A 15,518-nucleotide genomic window follows, 5' to 3' on the forward strand; every position below is an offset into this window, starting at 1 on the left:
TCATTTGGGGTTACTTCCGGTTGACCGCATAATCTGTGATTGAATTCACCGCATAACAACATTGCCATAAATACAATTCAACTCACTACCCGGAGGCAATATGTTTAAAGAAGAAAGACGTCATGCCATCATTAATTTACTGATAAAGGATAATAGTGTTAGCGTCAGTAAACTTTCAGACCTTTATAAGGTTAGCCAGGAGACTATTCGTTCCGATCTACGCTATTTCCAGAAATCAGGTATGCTTCAGCGTTGCTATGGCGGAGGGATTTTAAACCGTGACGCGCTGAGTAAGCTTATCACTGAAAATAAGATTGATATTTCCAGCACTATCGCCACGCCAATCCATCAGGATGCAAAACTGCGCCGGGAAAACACAAAAAAAGCAGGCAAGGTGTGTGTTTTAGGCTCCTTCAATATTGATGTTTCAGCAACCGTGCCGTGGTTTCCACAAAGCGGAGAATCCATTCTGGCCAGTCAATTTGGATTCTATCCTGGCGGTAAAGGAGCCAACCAGGCTTTAGCGGCGAACAATGCTGGTGCTGCGGCACATTTTATTTTTAAAGTGGGCAAAGATCAGTTCAGCGCATTTGCTATGAATCATATTATTCAATCAGGTATCACCTCATACAGCGCGTATCAAACAGATAAAGCGCCCACCGGTAGCGCATTGATCTATGTCTCCGCCGTGGATGGCGATAATATTATCGCCATCTACCCTGGCGCCAATATGATGCTCACCACGCAAGAGATTAACGAGCAACACCGTTATATCGCCGAGTCTGACGTTATGTTAATGCAGCTCGAAACGAACATTGATGCGTTGACTGAATTTATTCGCCTGGGCAAACAAGAAAATAAAATGATCATGCTCAATCCTGCCCCCTATACGAAACAGGTGATGCATTTATTATCTGATATTGACATCATCACGCCGAATGAAACTGAAGCCTCTTTTTTATCCGGCGTAACCATTACTGATATTAATGATGCGAAAAAAGCCGGAAATATTATTCTGCAATCCGGGGTGAAAAAAGTCATCATTACCCTTGGCGCCCGTGGTTCTCTGCTCTGTGAGCACGCCCGCACGTTGTATATTCCTGCGTGGAGCGCCGTGGTAAAAGATGCCGCTGGGGCCGGTGACGCTTTTAATGGCGCCTTAGCCGCCGCGCTGGCGCGACAAGCAGATATGGTCGCAGCCATTCAATATGCCTCCGCTTTCGCTTCTCTGGCGGTGGAACAAGTCGGTGCGTCGAGTATGCCTCAGCACTTGCAGGTTTTACATCGAATGCGTACCCAATCTAATAAAGTCATTAACATTAATTAACAGGTGACATAATGAAAATTTTATTTATTGGCGAATCCTGGCACATTCATATGATTCACTCTAAAGGTTTTGATAGCTTTACATCGAGCAAATACGAAGAAGGCGCAGACTATTTATTATCCTGCTTACGCCAGGGTAATATCGATGTGGACTACATGCCTGCCCATATTGTGCAAACTCGTTTTCCACAAACCGCCGAAGCATTAGCCTGCTATGATGCGATCGTCATCAGTGATATCGGTAGCAATACGTTCCTGCTACAAAACAGAACGTTTTATAATATGGACATTATTCCTGATGCATTACAACTTATCGCCGATTATGTTGCTGAGGGTGGCGGTCTGTTGATGATCGGCGGCTATTTATCCTTTACGGGAATAGAAGCAAAAGCCAATTATAAAAATACGGTTCTGGCGGAGGTATTGCCGGTTGATATGCTGGATGTAGATGACCGCGTAGAACTACCGCAAGGATGTAAAGCAGTAAATACTGCGGTAGAGCATGTTATTACCCAGCCATTTAGCGAATGGCCGCCGCTGTTGGGCTATAACAAGCTTATCGCCAAAGAAAATAGTCAGGTCCTTGCTGAAATTAATGGCGATCCACTGTTAGTTATGGGTACTTACCGTAAAGGGAAAGTATGTTGCTTTGCCAGTGATTGTTCGCCGCACTGGGGAAGTCCGCAGTTTCTGCAATGGGAACATTACGCCACCTTCTGGTGTAATGTTTTACACACAATAAAAAAATAATATTACCCAGGCGAATATAAATTTCGCCTGCCCTGCCACACACTGAGTCATTAAGAATATGAATGATACTTATCTCTATGGCGAAATGTTTTCTGAAAACATATTGACAAGCTATCGGATTTATGGAGACAGAAAATCATTACTCACGCCGCTCATTATCCTTCACGGCGGCCCTTCTGGCGGCTTTGATTATTTATTAAATTATCGCCGTCTGGCTGATGACGGGCGCATGGTAATATTTTACGATCAATATGGTTGCGGTCGTTCAACGCATTTTCCTCATGCCGACGCGTCTTTCTGGACTATTGCGCGTTATCTCCGTCAATTAACCCAATTAATTCATCACCTGGGTATTGGGCACGGGTATTCGATACTGGGACATTCCTGGGGCGGAATGCTTGCCGCAGAGCACGCCTGCTTACAGCCTGCCGGGCTTCGCGGGGCGATACTGGCCAGTTCGCCGGCCAGTATCGCCCTGTGGCAACAGGAAGCCATACGGCTCTTTAACGCTCTGACGCCAATGTCCGATGACGATATCAAAAACGTCATTATGCCCGCCGTCATTTATCAAAACCCACCGGAACAGCTGGTCGCTTATTATGCCAGGCACGTTTATACCCTCGCGGAAGAAGCCGTTCATGTTCAGCGATCTAATGCGCAGTTCGCCGCCGACCCTACGGGTTATCACATTTTATGGGGAACCAATGAACTGGCGGCAAATGGCAAACTTGCCGACTGGGATATTACGCCCCATTTGTGCCAGATACGCTGTCCTGTTCTGGTACTGCGCGGCGAAAACGATCAGGCAACCGAGCGCGTCGTCTCTCCGCTGCTCTCTCACATTTCAGACTGCCGCGCGGTCACTATTCCCGGCAGCAGCCATAACCCGCATGAAGAAAATATCGCGCCCTGCCTCGCAGCGGTAAGCGCGTTTTTACGCGATCTGGCATAAAAAGCCATTAAGGTATTTATCATGAAAAAAGTCAAAAAATTGTCTCTTACCGATTTAGTGCTTTATGGTCTGGTGTTTATGGTGCCTATCGCGCCAGTCTCCCTTTATGGCGTCGTTTATAATCTTTCGCACGGTATGGTTGCGCTGGTTTATATTATTGGCGCGATCGCGATGTTTTTTACCGCGTACAGCTACTCTACCTTATCGCAGCATATCTCCTCGTCGGGTTCGGCCTATGCGTATGCTGGCGTATGCATTAATCCCGCCGTAGGTTTTCTCACCGGATGGATATTACTGCTGGATTATCTTTTGTTCCCTACGCTCGTGGCGGTGCTGGGCGGCGTCGCGGTCCACGCTATTTTACCGCAAATCCCGGTCTGGGTCTGGCCGTTGATTTATGTGGCTATTGGCACCGGAGTCAACTATCTCGGGATACAGCAAACGGCGAAATTTGATAAGTTACTGGTCTTTATTCAACTCGGTATTCTGGCGATTTTCGTGCTACTCATTGTCCGTCTGATGATGATGGACAGTAGTCAGATAACGCTTTCCTTCCGGCCTTTTTTCGATTCACAGTGGTTCACTCCTGGGCTCATCGCGACGGCGATTTCGGTGGCTGCGCTGAATTTTCTCGGCTTTGATGCTATCAGTACATTAAGTGAAGAAAGCGAAGGCGGGGGACGCGCCGTCAGTAAAGCAACGCTGTTGGCGTTAGTTTTGGCGACGGTATTGTTTATTATCGTTGTAGCGTTTGCGGCGTTCGCCACCGGTAACGTCGACCGCTTCGCGGAAGGTAATGCGACGAATGAAGCATTTTTCACCATTGCCGGCAACGTTGGCGGTATCTGGCTCAAAGTGGCATTTTCCATCATTGTGGCGTTTGTGTGCGCCGTCGGCAACATTATTACCGCGCAAACGGCGGTGTCCAGAGTGCTATTTTCAATGGGGCGCGACCGAATGTTGCCCGCCTTCCTCGCTCACGTCCATACCACGCGTAAAACGCCGGATTATGCCATTCTGTTTACCGGCGGCGTCACCCTGCTGCTCAGCTACCTGTTTTCCGGCAAGATTGAATCTATCTCCACGCTGGTGAACTTTGGCGCGCTTTTCGCTTTTTTTGTCGTGAACCTGTGTGTGTTTATCCTGTTCAATTTCCGGATGAAAGCCCAGCGGCGCATTTTCGCCCATGTCATTTCGCCGATCATGGGGATGATCGTCATCGGCTACGTCTGTTTAAACATGAACATTCACGCTCTGATACTCGGAATTAGCTGGGCGGCGATCGGGATAGCGATACTGTGCTACCGAAAAGCACACAACCAAAACATCGCCATCGACCTGGAAGGCAAAAAGTTGCTCGATTGACATTATGCGCAACAACACCCACTGTTGCGCAACGCCGCCCCTATTCGGGCGGCGTCATCGCCAGCGACATCGTAAACAGCGTAATAACAAACCGTTGTGGATCTGCACAGATGTCTTTTGAAACAGGGTTTTCATTTTCCTTTTTTGTAAATTTCAGCGTATAATGCGCGCCAATTGTCTCTTGAATGGTTTCAGCGCATTGGACTGTAAAACTCAACGACTAAAATTATCCCCTTCCCGTTGGGCTGAAACGCGAGCACACATTCCTCTGCACGCTCTTTCGATGTCACCTATCCTTAGAGCGAGGCATCATCACTTTAGCAACACAGGCTTAGCTTCCGGGCCGTGCGCGCCCGAAGCCAGATTTCCATATCCTCCTCAACTTAAAGACTAAGACTGTCATGAAAAAGACGAAAATTGTTTGTACTATCGGTCCGAAAACCGAATCCGAAGAGATGTTAAGCAAAATGCTGGACGCGGGCATGAACGTGATGCGTCTGAACTTCTCTCATGGCGATTATGCAGAACACGGTCAGCGTATCCAGAACTTGCGCAACGTGATGAGCAAAACTGGTAAAAAAGCCGCTATTCTGCTTGATACTAAAGGACCAGAAATCCGCACCATTAAACTGGAAGGCGGTAACGACGTTTCGCTGAAAGCGGGCCAAACCTTTACTTTTACCACCGACAAATCCGTGGTCGGTAATAATGAAATCGTTGCCGTCACCTATGAAGGCTTCACCAGCGACCTGAGCGTTGGCAACACCGTCCTGGTTGACGATGGTCTGATCGGTATGGAAGTGACCGCCATCGAAGGCAATAAAGTCATTTGTAAGGTGCTGAACAACGGCGATCTGGGCGAGAACAAAGGCGTTAACCTGCCGGGCGTTTCTATTGCTCTGCCGGCGCTGGCTGAAAAAGACAAACAGGACCTGATCTTCGGTTGCGAACAGGGCGTTGACTTTGTTGCGGCGTCCTTTATCCGTAAACGTTCTGACGTTGTCGAAATTCGCGAGCATCTGAAAGCCCACGGCGGCGAAAACATCCAGATTATCTCTAAGATCGAAAACCAGGAAGGCCTGAACAACTTCGATGAAATTCTCGAAGCTTCCGACGGCATCATGGTTGCGCGTGGCGACCTGGGCGTAGAAATCCCGGTTGAAGAAGTGATTTTTGCACAGAAAATGATGATCGAAAAATGTATCCGCGCACGTAAAGTCGTGATCACCGCGACTCAGATGCTGGATTCTATGATCAAAAACCCGCGTCCGACCCGCGCAGAAGCAGGCGACGTAGCGAACGCCATCCTCGACGGTACGGATGCGGTTATGCTGTCCGGCGAATCCGCAAAAGGGAAATACCCGCTGGAAGCCGTTTCTATCATGGCGACCATCTGCGAACGTACCGACCGCGTCATGAACAGCCGTCTGGACTACAACAACGACAGCCGTAAACTGCGCATTACGGAAGCAGTATGCCGCGGCGCGGTAGAAACCGCCGAAAAACTGGAAGCGCCGCTGATCGTGGTAGCGACCCAGGGCGGTAAATCCGCTCGCGCCGTGCGTAAATACTTCCCGGACGCCACCATCCTGGCATTGACCACCAATGAAGTGACCGCCCGTCAGTTAGTACTGAGCAAAGGCGTGGTATCGCAGCTGGTGAAAGAAATCAATTCTACTGATGATTTCTACCGTCTGGGCAAAGATGTCGCCCTGCAAAGCGGCCTCGCCCAGAAAGGCGACGTCGTAGTGATGGTCTCCGGCGCGCTGGTTCCAAGCGGCACCACTAACACCGCCTCTGTTCACGTACTGTAATAATTGTTGTGTGAATTAATTTGTTTAAAAAAGCGCCCTTCCGGCGCTTTTTTTATTTAATCGATAGCCACTATTAATAAAAAAATCAAATCGGATTTTACTATCTAATTGCGGATTATCTAAGAAGAATCCGATGGAAGCCCCCTGTTTTCTTTCGGTTTTTTAGGGACTTTCATGCATTTCGATGCTTCTTTGAGCGAACGATCAAAAATAAGTGCATTCCCATCAAAAAAATATTCTCAACATAAAAAAGTTTGTGTAATACTTGTAACGCTACATGGAGATTAACTCAATCTAGAGGGTATTAATAATGAATCGTACTAAACTGGTACTGGGCGCGGTAATCCTGGGTTCTACTCTGCTGGCTGGTTGCTCCAGCAACGCTAAAATCGATCAGCTGTCTTCTGACGTTCAGACTCTGAACGCTAAAGTTGACCAGCTGAGCAACGACGTGAACGCAATGCGTTCCGACGTTCAGGCTGCTAAAGACGACGCAGCTCGCGCTAACCAGCGTCTGGACAACCAGGCTACTAAATACCGTAAGTAATAGTACCTGCGTAATAAAAATGGCGCACATTGTGCGCCATTTTTTTGTCCGTCGTTTGCTGCGAAGACTACTGCGTCGCGCGTGTTTGCCCCTCTTCCCCGACAAAACCGTTCTGAGCGGATTCGACTGCGGTCGTATTTACCGCTGGCGTCTGCCCGGCGCTCACGCTTACTGGATACCCGGCTCGCCGGTATAGCGCCTTATCGACCAGGCGACTATCCACCCCTTGCGCGTTTCTGAACGCGGTAAATTCCGCAGGCAACACGTAAGGCATTGTCTGCACGTTTTGCTCTTCTTCCGGCGATAGCGGCCTGTGTACCTCTACATAACGAATGCCATTCGGCTCGACAGAGAATTTCACCGGCTGGTTAATCACTTTTACCGGCGTCCCCGTTCTGACCTGCGCAAATAACGCTTTGATGTCCGGCGCGTTCATGCGAATGCAACCGGAACTCACGCGCAGACCCACGCTATCCGGCGCGCTGGTGCCATGAATGAGATATTCCCCATTACCGTGCGCCAGACGCAGCGCATAGCGTCCCAGCGGGTTATTTGGCCCGGCAGGGATCACCGGTGGCAGCGTGATCCCCCGCTCAAGCGAACGTTGGCGTATGCCCGCCGTCGGCGTCCACGTCGGGTTGGGGATCTTTTGCCCTATCCGGGTGTCCATGACGGGAGTTTCCAGCCCCTGCAAACCGATGCCGATGGGATACACCTGAACGCGGTTTTCTCCCGGCGGGTAATAATACAACCGTAGCTCCGCGAGGTTGACGATAACGCCTTCCCTGGGCGCATCCGGCAATAGCATCTGCGAGGGAATGGTAATTAGCGTACCGGGCTTAGGCACCGGCGCAATCGTATTGTTCGCTTCAAGAATGAGCATCGCCGCCGTATCAAAACGCCGGGCGATAGCCTGCAGGTTTTTATCACCGTCCTGTACGGTATAGGTTTGATTCTGACCAATAAGACGGCTGCCTTCGGGCGGTAATGGATAATCAACCGCCCAGGCTACCTGTAACGCGCTATACGCGCCGATAATAGTTAGCGTAATGAAAGACGCACGTTTCATACCAAACCTCCTGTATTCCTGGTGATGCCCTCTGCGACGACTGGTAGCGCTTCGCTTATCAGAACAACAAAATATACGCTCTGTCCACTCTGGATAAAGCGACGTCGCCGTCCGACAAAGGATTTGACATCAGGTAGAACGCTGTCTGTACAGTTTAGCTAAGAGTGGCGGCCTTAGCGCGAATTGCGCGAATCATTGCTTCCAGCCCCTGAGAACGAGAAGGCGTGAGGTGCTGCGCAAGCGCCATTTTTTCGAACCATGGCCGGACATCAAAATGCACAATATCCTGCGCCGTCATTTGGTGGTACAAAATAAATACCACCGCCATAAGGCCTTTAACGATCGCCGCGTCGCTGTCGCCCTGCAATTCGATAATGCCGTTGGCGTTTCGCCGCATCACGATCCACACCTGGCTCTGACAGCCATGAATCGTATTTTGCGGATTACGATCCTGCGGATTTAACTCCGCCAGGCGCTGCCCCAACTCAATAATATATAAATATTTCTCTTCCCAATTAGCGCAACGCGTAAAGTTACGCAGCAATTTTTCTTTATCCGGTAGCGCAGCCATAAAACCTCACTGTTATCCCAATAAGCGGTGGATACGCGTTAATCCTGCCACCAGTCGGTCCACTTCTTCATGGGTGTTATACATCGCCAGCGAAGCCCGGCACATTGCTGGCACGCCATACCAGGCCATGAGCGGCATCGCGCAGTGATGTCCCGTTCGTACCGCGATACCGTAATTATCAAGAAAGCTGCCAACGTCGTAAGCATGGTGTTTACCCAGATTAAACGCGATGACGCCCAACCGCTGCGCCGGGCCATATAGCGTGATATCAGGCACCTGCGCCAGTTGCTCCAGCGCATAGCGCATCAGCATCTGCTCATAATCGCCAATCTTATCCAGTCCCAGCGACGTCACATAGTCAATCGCCGCGCCCAGACCGACGATGCCGCCAGTATTCGGCGTTCCCGCCTCAAAACGCCAGGGCGCTTTCGCCCATGTCGTTCCCTGCGTCAGGCTGACGGTCGAAATCATCGATCCGCCCCCTTCCCACGGCGGCATTTCTTGCAGCAACGCCTCTTTAACATACAGAATGCCGATGCCGGTCGGCCCGTAAAGTTTATGGCCGGAGAAAACGTAAAAATCGCAGTCCAGCGCCTGGACGTCAACAGCATGGTGCATCACGGCCTGGGCGCCATCCACCAGCACTTTCGCCCCATGCTGGCGCGCCAGCGCAATCATGTCCGGCAGCGGGTTTTCCGTCCCCAGCACATTGGAAACGTGGGTAATGGCCAGCAGTCGAGTCCAGTCATCGAACAGCGCAGCTAAGGTCTCCAGCCGCAGCGTACCGTCAGGATGCAACGGGATCACGCGCAGTTCAGCGCCTTTGCGCTCGCACAGCATCTGCCATGGAACGATGTTGGCATGATGCTCCATCTCGCTGATGATAATGTTATCCCCGGCGCGAATATTTTCCGTTCCCCAACTGTTGGCGACAAGGTTAATACCCTCCGTCGTACCGCGCACGAACACCAGTTCTTCTGCGGAGCGGGCGTTAATAAACCGCGACGCCTGCTTACGCACATTCTCCATGCTTTCGGTCGCCTGCGCGCTTAACGTATGGATACCTCGATGTACCGCAGCATAGCCGTGACGGTAGAAGGCAGATTCAGCGTCAATCACCTGATTGGGTTTTTGAGCGCTGGCTGCACTGTCCAGGTAAGCCAGCGGCAGGCCGTTAACTTCACGCTGCAGTATGGGAAAATCCGCCCGTACTTTTTCTACAGGAAATGTCATACCAGGCCTCCGGGCAGTCGCTGGCCGATTCGCGCCAGCACCTGCTGTTTAAGGGCGCTATCATGGATAGCTTCCGTTAACTCTGCGGCAAACGCGTAAAGAATCATGTGCCGCGCCTCCTGCTGCCTGATGCCGCGTGATTGCAGATAAAACATCTGCTCATCGTCAATACGCCCGATCGTCGCGCCGTGGCTGCACTTCACGTCATCGGCATAGATCTCCAATTGCGGTTTGGTATCGACTTCAGCCAGTTTCCCCAACAACAGGTTATTATTGGTCATCTGGCCGTCGGTTTTAATGGCGTGTTGCGCCACGTTAATCAGGCCATTAAAGACCGCGCGTCCTTTGTCGCTGACGATGGTCTTGTGCAACTGGCGGCTGTTACAGTAACCTTTGTTATGTTCCAGCCATGTCCGCGTATCGCAGACTTCATTTTTCACCGGCATCGCCAGACTATTCAGTCGAAGCGTCGCGTTTTCGCCATTCAGTTGTGAGCTGCTGTGGTGACGTAGTACTGCGGCGCCCAGCAGAAAACTGTGGCTAAACGCCGAGGCGTCTGTCGCCAGCAGAAGATCGTTATGCGCAAAGTGATAGCTGGACGCATTTTCAAACGCCAGTTTGATATGGCGCAGTTGCGCATTGTCTGCAACGTTCATCGTCAGACGCGCGCCGGTAAAATGTTTTGCCGCTGTAAGGCTGACATAATGCTCAATAACCGTCGCTTCCGCGCCTTCCGCCAGCGCCAGATGGTGGCGATAATGCGCGGTATTCAGCTCGTCGCCATCCACACCCTGCGTGATATGCATTAACAGTAACGGCCTGGTCGGACGCTGATTTCGCCGTACCTGTATATACGTGACACATTGCGCCAGGCTTTCCGTCAGATGCAGAAAAACCTCAGGCTGCACCGGCGCGGCAAGCGCCTGGCGCTCATCCCTGACGCTAACGTCAAATCCGCTGTTTTGCGTGCTATCACTGAGCTCTGGCATAAACCGACCATCGACAAACACCAGCCGCACGGCATCGATTTGCAGCGCCAGCGCATCACGCTGTGCGGCGCTGATAGTCGCACACTGCTGGATAAACTGGCTATGGGTTAAGCCCTCCAGCGGCGTGTATTTCCAGTCTTCATGTTTACGCGTCGGCAATCCCAGACGTAACATCTGTTGTAAATGTTGTCTTGCCTGCTCAGTTCGACTTTCTCTTTTTTCCTCAAAGAGATGCTGCCATTGCTGTAGCGCTTTACTGCTGTTCGGTAAGCCAGCCATAACCCTGCTCCTCCAGTTGTTTGACCAGAGTAAAATCGCCGGATCGGACAATTCGCCCCTGATAGAGGACATGGACGTAATCAGGCTTGATGTAGTCCAGTATGCGCTGATAGTGGGTCACGATAATAAAAGCGCGTTTATCGTCACGTAACGCGTTGACGCCTTCCGCTACAATTTTCAACGCATCGATATCCAGTCCGGAGTCAGACTCATCAAGGATGCACAGTTCCGGCTCCAGCACCGCCATTTGCAAAATATCATTGCGCTTTTTCTCCCCGCCGGAAAAACCGACGTTTACCGAACGGGTCAGCAAATCTTCCGGCATTTTCAGCAATGCGATCTTTTCTTCCATCAGATCCTGAAAATCAAAGCGATCCAATGACGCCTGCCCGCGGTAGGCGCGCACGGCATTCAGCGCGGTTTGCAGGAAAAACTGGTTACTGACGCCGGGGATTTCTACCGGGTACTGGAAGGCCATAAAAATCCCTTCACCCGCCCGTTCCTCCGGCGACAGTTCAAGCAGATCTTTACCTTTGAACGTAACCGAGCCGCCGGTGACCTCGTAATCTTCACGTCCCGCCAGGGTGGCGGAGAGCGTGCTTTTCCCGGAACCGTTCGGCCCCATAATGGCGTGAACTTCGCCGGGGTGAATCTCCAGATTCAGGCCACGCAAAATCGCTTTTTCTTCCACACTGACCTGTAAATCTTTAATGCTTAACATGAGTTTTCCTTCATCATTAACCGACGCTGTGCTCAAGGCTAATCGCCAGCAGTTTTTGCGCTTCAACGGCGAACTCCAGCGGTAGTTCCGAGAAAACGTCTTTACAGAAACCGTTGACGATCATCGAAATAGCGTCTTCTTCACTGATGCCGCGTTGCAAACAATAGAAAAGCTGATCTTCACCGATACGTGATGTTGTCGCTTCGTGCTCCAGCTGCGCGCTGTTATTGCGGCATTCAACATACGGGAACGTATGCGCGCCGCAGTCCGCGCCAATCAACATGGAGTCGCATTGGGTGAAATTTCGGGCGTTGGTCGCCGTCGGCATAATTTTTACCAGCCCACGGTAGCTGTTCTGGCTGTGGCCGGCGGAAATGCCTTTTGAAATAATGGTTGAGCGTGTGTTTTTACCGATATGGATCATTTTGGTGCCGGTGTCAGCCTGCTGATGTCCACTGGTCAGCGCAACGGAATAGAACTCGCCGATAGAATTATCACCGCGCAGAATGCAGCTCGGGTATTTCCAGGTAATCGCCGAACCGGTTTCCGACTGGGTCCACGACATCTTGCTGTTTTCCCCTTCGCACAACGCACGCTTGGTCACAAAGTTCAGAATACCGCCCGTGTTGTTGTCGCCCGGGAACCAGTTTTGTACGGTGGAATATTTTACTTCAGCATCTTTATGGATGATGACTTCCACTACCGCGGCGTGGAGCTGATAACTGTCGCGTACGGGCGCGGAGCAGCCTTCGATATAACTCACATAGCTGCCTTCATCCGCCACCAGAATCGTGCGCTCAAACTGACCGGTTTTCTCAGCGTTAATGCGAAAATAGGTGGATAACTCCATCGGGCAACGCACGCCTTTGGGAACATAGATAAATGTCCCATCGGAAGCGACTGCCGCATTCAGCGCGGCAAAAAAGTTATCGTTCCCCGGCACGACGGTGCCAAGATATTTCCTGACCAGGTCAGGGTGATCGTGTATCGCTTCGCCAAAAGAACAGAAAATAATGCCCTGTTCCGCCAGTTTTTCACGGTATGTGGTCGCTACGGAGACCGAGTCAAAAATCGCATCGACGGCGACCTCTTTCCCTTCGCGAACCGGAACGCCAAGTTGCTCGAAGGCGTCTTCAACCTCTTTACTCAAAAAGGTATTCGCGCCCGTTTGCTGTACGGCTCCCGGCGGGGAAACGCAGCTATCGTCGCAGTTTCCGCATGATGGCGCAGAGTAATAACTGTAGTCCTGATAATTCAGTTTATCGTAGTGCGCCTTCAGCCAGTGCGGTTCATCCATGTCCAGCCAGGCTCTATAGGCATTGAGACGAAATTCCAGCATCCACTCAGGTTCGTTACGCTTTGCGGAAATCGCGCGCACCACCTCTTCGCTGATGCCTTTTGCCAGTTCATCAGTGGGTAGTTGCGTGAAAAATCCTTCTTTGTAATTAAGGCGTCCGCCTGTCCAGATGCCGACCTCTTCCGTTGCTTCAGTATTACGAGACATAGTACCGCCTATACCCCAAAACTTTCGCCGCAGCCGCATTCATTCTGGGCTTTGGGGTTATGAAATTTAAATAACTGGTTCAGCCCTTCCTGTACGTAATCCACTTCTGTTCCGTCAATAAAAGGCATCGCCTGTAACGGTGCGAAAAGCTTTGCGCCTTCGGCTTCAAAAACCAGATCGTCTTTATCCGGCTCCCGAACGGTATCCAGAACATAGCCAAATCCGGCACATCCCGTCTGTTTTACGCTTAACCGCACGCCCAACATGCCCGGCTGCTTTGCTGCCAGTTCACGTATGTGCGCAGCCGCCGCTGGCGTTAGCGTCAGCCCTTGCCAGGGGAAGTCCTCCGGGTTAAACGTGTCTGAATGCAATTCCATAGAGTTACCTCGCGTTCTAAATCACCAGGATATAACAGCATGTTAGTGATAATGATTATCACTTCAACCCCTTAACCGCAGGGGCTTTCCAACAAATGGTTATATTGAGCGCCTTTTATTAAGCATAGACCCTGTCCGCCAGGTCATACGACAGACAAAAAATCGCTTAACTTTTTGATAAATAATGATTTATAAGACGTTAACCGTTCTGGCAGGTCAAAAACGAAAAGATGTATAGAAAATGACTATTTAATTAATAGGCTGTCGACATTGTCAGGCGGCGAGGTCAGAACCCCATTTTTTGTATGGATACCTGGCGTTGCGCTCTTTATAATCCGCTGCGGTTCTATAACTCAGTTTGGGCTATAGGTTTATGTAAACTCTTTCCGGCATTTCAGGTGCTGAATGAGGCAAGAGGCTTAAAATATGGTTGTTACGCTCGCGTATATCGCACTTTTTTTGGTTTTCTCGTGGGTCATCTTGAGAATTAATCAAAAAAGCGATTCCCTGTCGAAAAGCGTTTTTATCGCTATCTTTTTAGGGGCTGTTATTGGTTTATCCCTGCATTTTATTTCAGCAAATCACACTAAAACTATTATCGAATGGTACAGCATCGTCGGCAATGGTTACGTCCACCTGCTAAAACTGGTCGCTATACCGCTAATTTTTATTTCTATTCTTTCCGCCATCAATAAACTGGAAAATAGCGCCGGCATCGGAAAAATGTCGCTGACGATCGTCGGATGCATGTTATGTCTGGTGATGGTTGCCGGTTTTATCGGATTACTGACCGCTCATGTGCTGAGGCTTGACGCCAGCGCTTTTGTGCACATGCCGTCAATGTTAACTACGGAAGAAGTCAATAAGACTGCCGCGGTGTCGATTCCCCAGTTAGTGACATCGCTGATCCCAACTAATATTTTTCTTGATCTTACGGGGGCCAGAAGTGTTTCCGTTATCGGCATCGTTATCTTCACGCTAATAGCGGGGATCGCTCTGTTAAAGGTCAAAAAAGAGGCGCCGGAAGAAGGTCAGAAATTAAGCGCAGGCATTAACGCTATTCAGATCTGGGTCATGAAGATGGTACGTATCGTTATTGCATTAACGCCCTATGGCGTCATGGCATTAATGACTACCGTATTTTCATCATACCACCTTGAACAATTCGCCAGCTTACTTGGTTTTATCGGCGCCTGTTACATCGCGATTTTCATGATGTTTATCGTGCACGCCATTTTGCTGATCCTCAGCGGTAATAATCCAGCGCGTTATTTCAGAATGGTCTGGCCCGTCTTAACCTTTGCGTTTGTTTCCCGCAGCAGCGCAGCCTCTATCCCGCTGGCCATTTCCGCCCAGGAAAAATTTGGCGTACAAAGCACCATTGCCAATATTTCCGCCTCGTTTGGCTCCAGTATGGGGCAAAATGGCTGCGCCGGGATTTATCCGGCTATTATGGTAGCGATGATTGCGCCCACCATCGGCATTGATCCGCTCTCGCTACATTTTCTGGCAGCGATGTTGCCTGCCATTGCGCTAGGGTCTATTGGCGTAGCCGGCGTCGGCGGCGGCGGTACGTTCGCGGCGCTGATTGTCCTGTCGACGTTGAATTTTCCCGTTGCGCTGGTCGGTATTTTTATTGCCATCGAACCTATCGTTGATATGGCCCGCACGGCACTGAACGTTAACGGATCGATGATGTCAGGTGTGCTGGCTAACCGTATTTTGAATAATCATACGGCTGACGACATGCCAACGGTTATTGACAGACCTTAGTTTTTTACGCGCCCGGAAAAGAAAAACCCTTAAGTCTGTTCAATACAGGCTTAAGGGTTCCGGCCCCATCCGGCGCTTATCTCCGGCACTCTTAATGGCTTAGCTCTTGAAGGGGCATAAGAATAATCTCATAAAGAGCGCGCGCCTTTTTAGCACAAATGGCGATCTGTATTTTTTTTAAACAAAATCAAGGGGGTTATCTATTACCTGGGGACAGGGTCTGGTGAGATTGCCTGGTAACATAGCCG

15 protein-coding genes are annotated in these 15,518 nt (G+C 50.3%); 8 read left to right on the forward strand and 7 right to left on the reverse strand.

Annotated features, from left to right (window positions below; all coding sequences use genetic code 11):
• Positions 1-100: 100 nt before the first annotated feature.
• From NAZ64_RS02740 to lpp, 7 genes are all read left to right on the forward strand, one after another.
• On the forward strand, positions 101-1,327 hold the full coding sequence (locus NAZ64_RS02740) for a ribokinase (RefSeq protein ID WP_437144550.1): 1,227 nt from the start codon (positions 101-103) through the stop codon (positions 1,325-1,327).
• Between the two features lie 11 nt (positions 1,328-1,338).
• Positions 1,339-2,076, forward strand: coding sequence for a glutamine amidotransferase (locus tag NAZ64_RS02745; protein WP_220569233.1), 738 nt, complete (start codon positions 1,339-1,341; stop codon positions 2,074-2,076).
• A 58-nt stretch (positions 2,077-2,134) separates the two neighbouring features.
• Positions 2,135-3,028 (forward strand): proline iminopeptidase-family hydrolase, encoded by an 894-nt coding sequence (locus NAZ64_RS02750; RefSeq protein ID WP_020839384.1) that lies wholly within the window; start codon positions 2,135-2,137, stop codon positions 3,026-3,028.
• A gap of 21 nt (positions 3,029-3,049) precedes the next feature.
• Positions 3,050-4,393 (forward strand): APC family permease, encoded by a 1,344-nt coding sequence (locus NAZ64_RS02755; protein WP_131046365.1) that lies wholly within the window; start codon positions 3,050-3,052, stop codon positions 4,391-4,393.
• A 163-nt stretch (positions 4,394-4,556) separates the two neighbouring features.
• On the forward strand, positions 4,557-4,787 hold the full coding sequence (gene ynhH / locus NAZ64_RS02760) for a protein YnhH (protein ID WP_418143684.1): 231 nt from the start codon (positions 4,557-4,559) through the stop codon (positions 4,785-4,787).
• A gap of 7 nt (positions 4,788-4,794) precedes the next feature.
• On the forward strand, positions 4,795-6,207 hold the full coding sequence (pykF, locus tag NAZ64_RS02765; protein WP_000751447.1) for a pyruvate kinase PykF: 1,413 nt from the start codon (positions 4,795-4,797) through the stop codon (positions 6,205-6,207).
• A 310-nt stretch (positions 6,208-6,517) separates the two neighbouring features.
• The gene (gene lpp / locus NAZ64_RS02770; RefSeq protein ID WP_001082307.1) at positions 6,518-6,754 is read left to right on the forward strand and encodes a murein lipoprotein Lpp; all 237 of its coding nucleotides are present in this window, start codon (positions 6,518-6,520) and stop codon (positions 6,752-6,754) included.
• 67 nt (positions 6,755-6,821) lie between these two features.
• Here the strand turns inward: lpp and ldtE are convergent, their stop codons facing one another.
• The 7 genes from ldtE to sufA all read right to left on the reverse strand — a co-directional run bounded on the left by ldtE (position 6,822) and on the right by sufA (position 13,497).
• A complete protein-coding gene (gene ldtE, locus NAZ64_RS02775) occupies positions 6,822-7,823 on the reverse strand; it encodes a L,D-transpeptidase LdtE (RefSeq protein ID WP_131044837.1) in 1,002 nt (333 codons plus the stop codon).
• 154 nt (positions 7,824-7,977) lie between these two features.
• Positions 7,978-8,394 carry a cysteine desulfuration protein SufE gene (sufE, locus tag NAZ64_RS02780; RefSeq protein WP_000729468.1) on the reverse strand — a complete coding sequence of 139 codons (417 nt, stop codon included), beginning with the start codon at positions 8,392-8,394 and terminating at the stop codon, positions 7,978-7,980.
• Positions 8,395-8,406: 12 nt separating this feature from the next.
• On the reverse strand, positions 8,407-9,627 hold the full coding sequence (gene sufS, locus NAZ64_RS02785) for a cysteine desulfurase SufS (RefSeq protein WP_220569234.1): 1,221 nt from the start codon (positions 9,625-9,627) through the stop codon (positions 8,407-8,409).
• On the reverse strand, positions 9,624-10,895 hold the full coding sequence (gene sufD / locus NAZ64_RS02790) for a Fe-S cluster assembly protein SufD (protein WP_220569235.1): 1,272 nt from the start codon (positions 10,893-10,895) through the stop codon (positions 9,624-9,626). The genes sufS and sufD overlap by 4 nt, the downstream gene beginning before the upstream one ends.
• Positions 10,870-11,616: a Fe-S cluster assembly ATPase SufC gene (gene sufC, locus NAZ64_RS02795; RefSeq protein WP_220569236.1), complete on the reverse strand. Its 747-nt coding sequence runs from the start codon at positions 11,614-11,616 to the stop codon at positions 10,870-10,872. The genes sufD and sufC overlap by 26 nt, the downstream gene beginning before the upstream one ends.
• Positions 11,617-11,632: 16 nt before the next feature.
• A complete protein-coding gene (gene sufB, locus NAZ64_RS02800) occupies positions 11,633-13,120 on the reverse strand; it encodes a Fe-S cluster assembly protein SufB (RefSeq protein WP_220569237.1) in 1,488 nt (495 codons plus the stop codon).
• Between the two features lie 8 nt (positions 13,121-13,128).
• Positions 13,129-13,497: a Fe-S cluster assembly scaffold SufA gene (gene sufA, locus NAZ64_RS02805; protein WP_000418969.1), complete on the reverse strand. Its 369-nt coding sequence runs from the start codon at positions 13,495-13,497 to the stop codon at positions 13,129-13,131.
• A gap of 426 nt (positions 13,498-13,923) precedes the next feature.
• Here sufA and NAZ64_RS02810 point away from each other — a divergent pair, with 426 nt between their 5' ends.
• Positions 13,924-15,270 (forward strand): L-cystine transporter, encoded by a 1,347-nt coding sequence (locus NAZ64_RS02810; RefSeq protein WP_220569238.1) that lies wholly within the window; start codon positions 13,924-13,926, stop codon positions 15,268-15,270.
• Positions 15,271-15,518 lie beyond the last annotated feature (248 nt).

The organism is Salmonella sp. A1325 (assembly GCF_056991255.1).

Excerpts from the sequence above, each read along its gene's own strand:
- NAZ64_RS02740 (WP_437144550.1), top strand. The coding sequence starts at position 101 with ATGTTTAAAGAAGAAAGACGTCATGCCATCATTAATTTACTGATAAAG.
- NAZ64_RS02745 (WP_220569233.1), top strand. The coding sequence starts at position 1,339 with ATGAAAATTTTATTTATTGGCGAATCCTGGCACATTCATATGATTCAC.
- NAZ64_RS02750 (WP_020839384.1), top strand. The coding sequence starts at position 2,135 with ATGAATGATACTTATCTCTATGGCGAAATGTTTTCTGAAAACATATTG.
- NAZ64_RS02755 (WP_131046365.1), top strand. The coding sequence starts at position 3,050 with ATGAAAAAAGTCAAAAAATTGTCTCTTACCGATTTAGTGCTTTATGGT.
- ynhH (WP_418143684.1), top strand. The coding sequence starts at position 4,557 with ATGCGCGCCAATTGTCTCTTGAATGGTTTCAGCGCATTGGACTGTAAA.
- pykF (WP_000751447.1), top strand. The coding sequence starts at position 4,795 with ATGAAAAAGACGAAAATTGTTTGTACTATCGGTCCGAAAACCGAATCC.
- lpp (WP_001082307.1), top strand. The coding sequence starts at position 6,518 with ATGAATCGTACTAAACTGGTACTGGGCGCGGTAATCCTGGGTTCTACT.
- ldtE (WP_131044837.1), bottom strand. The coding sequence starts at position 7,823 with ATGAAACGTGCGTCTTTCATTACGCTAACTATTATCGGCGCGTATAGC.
- sufE (WP_000729468.1), bottom strand. The coding sequence starts at position 8,394 with ATGGCTGCGCTACCGGATAAAGAAAAATTGCTGCGTAACTTTACGCGT.
- sufS (WP_220569234.1), bottom strand. The coding sequence starts at position 9,627 with ATGACATTTCCTGTAGAAAAAGTACGGGCGGATTTTCCCATACTGCAG.
- sufD (WP_220569235.1), bottom strand. The coding sequence starts at position 10,895 with ATGGCTGGCTTACCGAACAGCAGTAAAGCGCTACAGCAATGGCAGCAT.
- sufC (WP_220569236.1), bottom strand. The coding sequence starts at position 11,616 with ATGTTAAGCATTAAAGATTTACAGGTCAGTGTGGAAGAAAAAGCGATT.
- sufB (WP_220569237.1), bottom strand. The coding sequence starts at position 13,120 with ATGTCTCGTAATACTGAAGCAACGGAAGAGGTCGGCATCTGGACAGGC.
- sufA (WP_000418969.1), bottom strand. The coding sequence starts at position 13,497 with ATGGAATTGCATTCAGACACGTTTAACCCGGAGGACTTCCCCTGGCAA.
- NAZ64_RS02810 (WP_220569238.1), top strand. The coding sequence starts at position 13,924 with ATGGTTGTTACGCTCGCGTATATCGCACTTTTTTTGGTTTTCTCGTGG.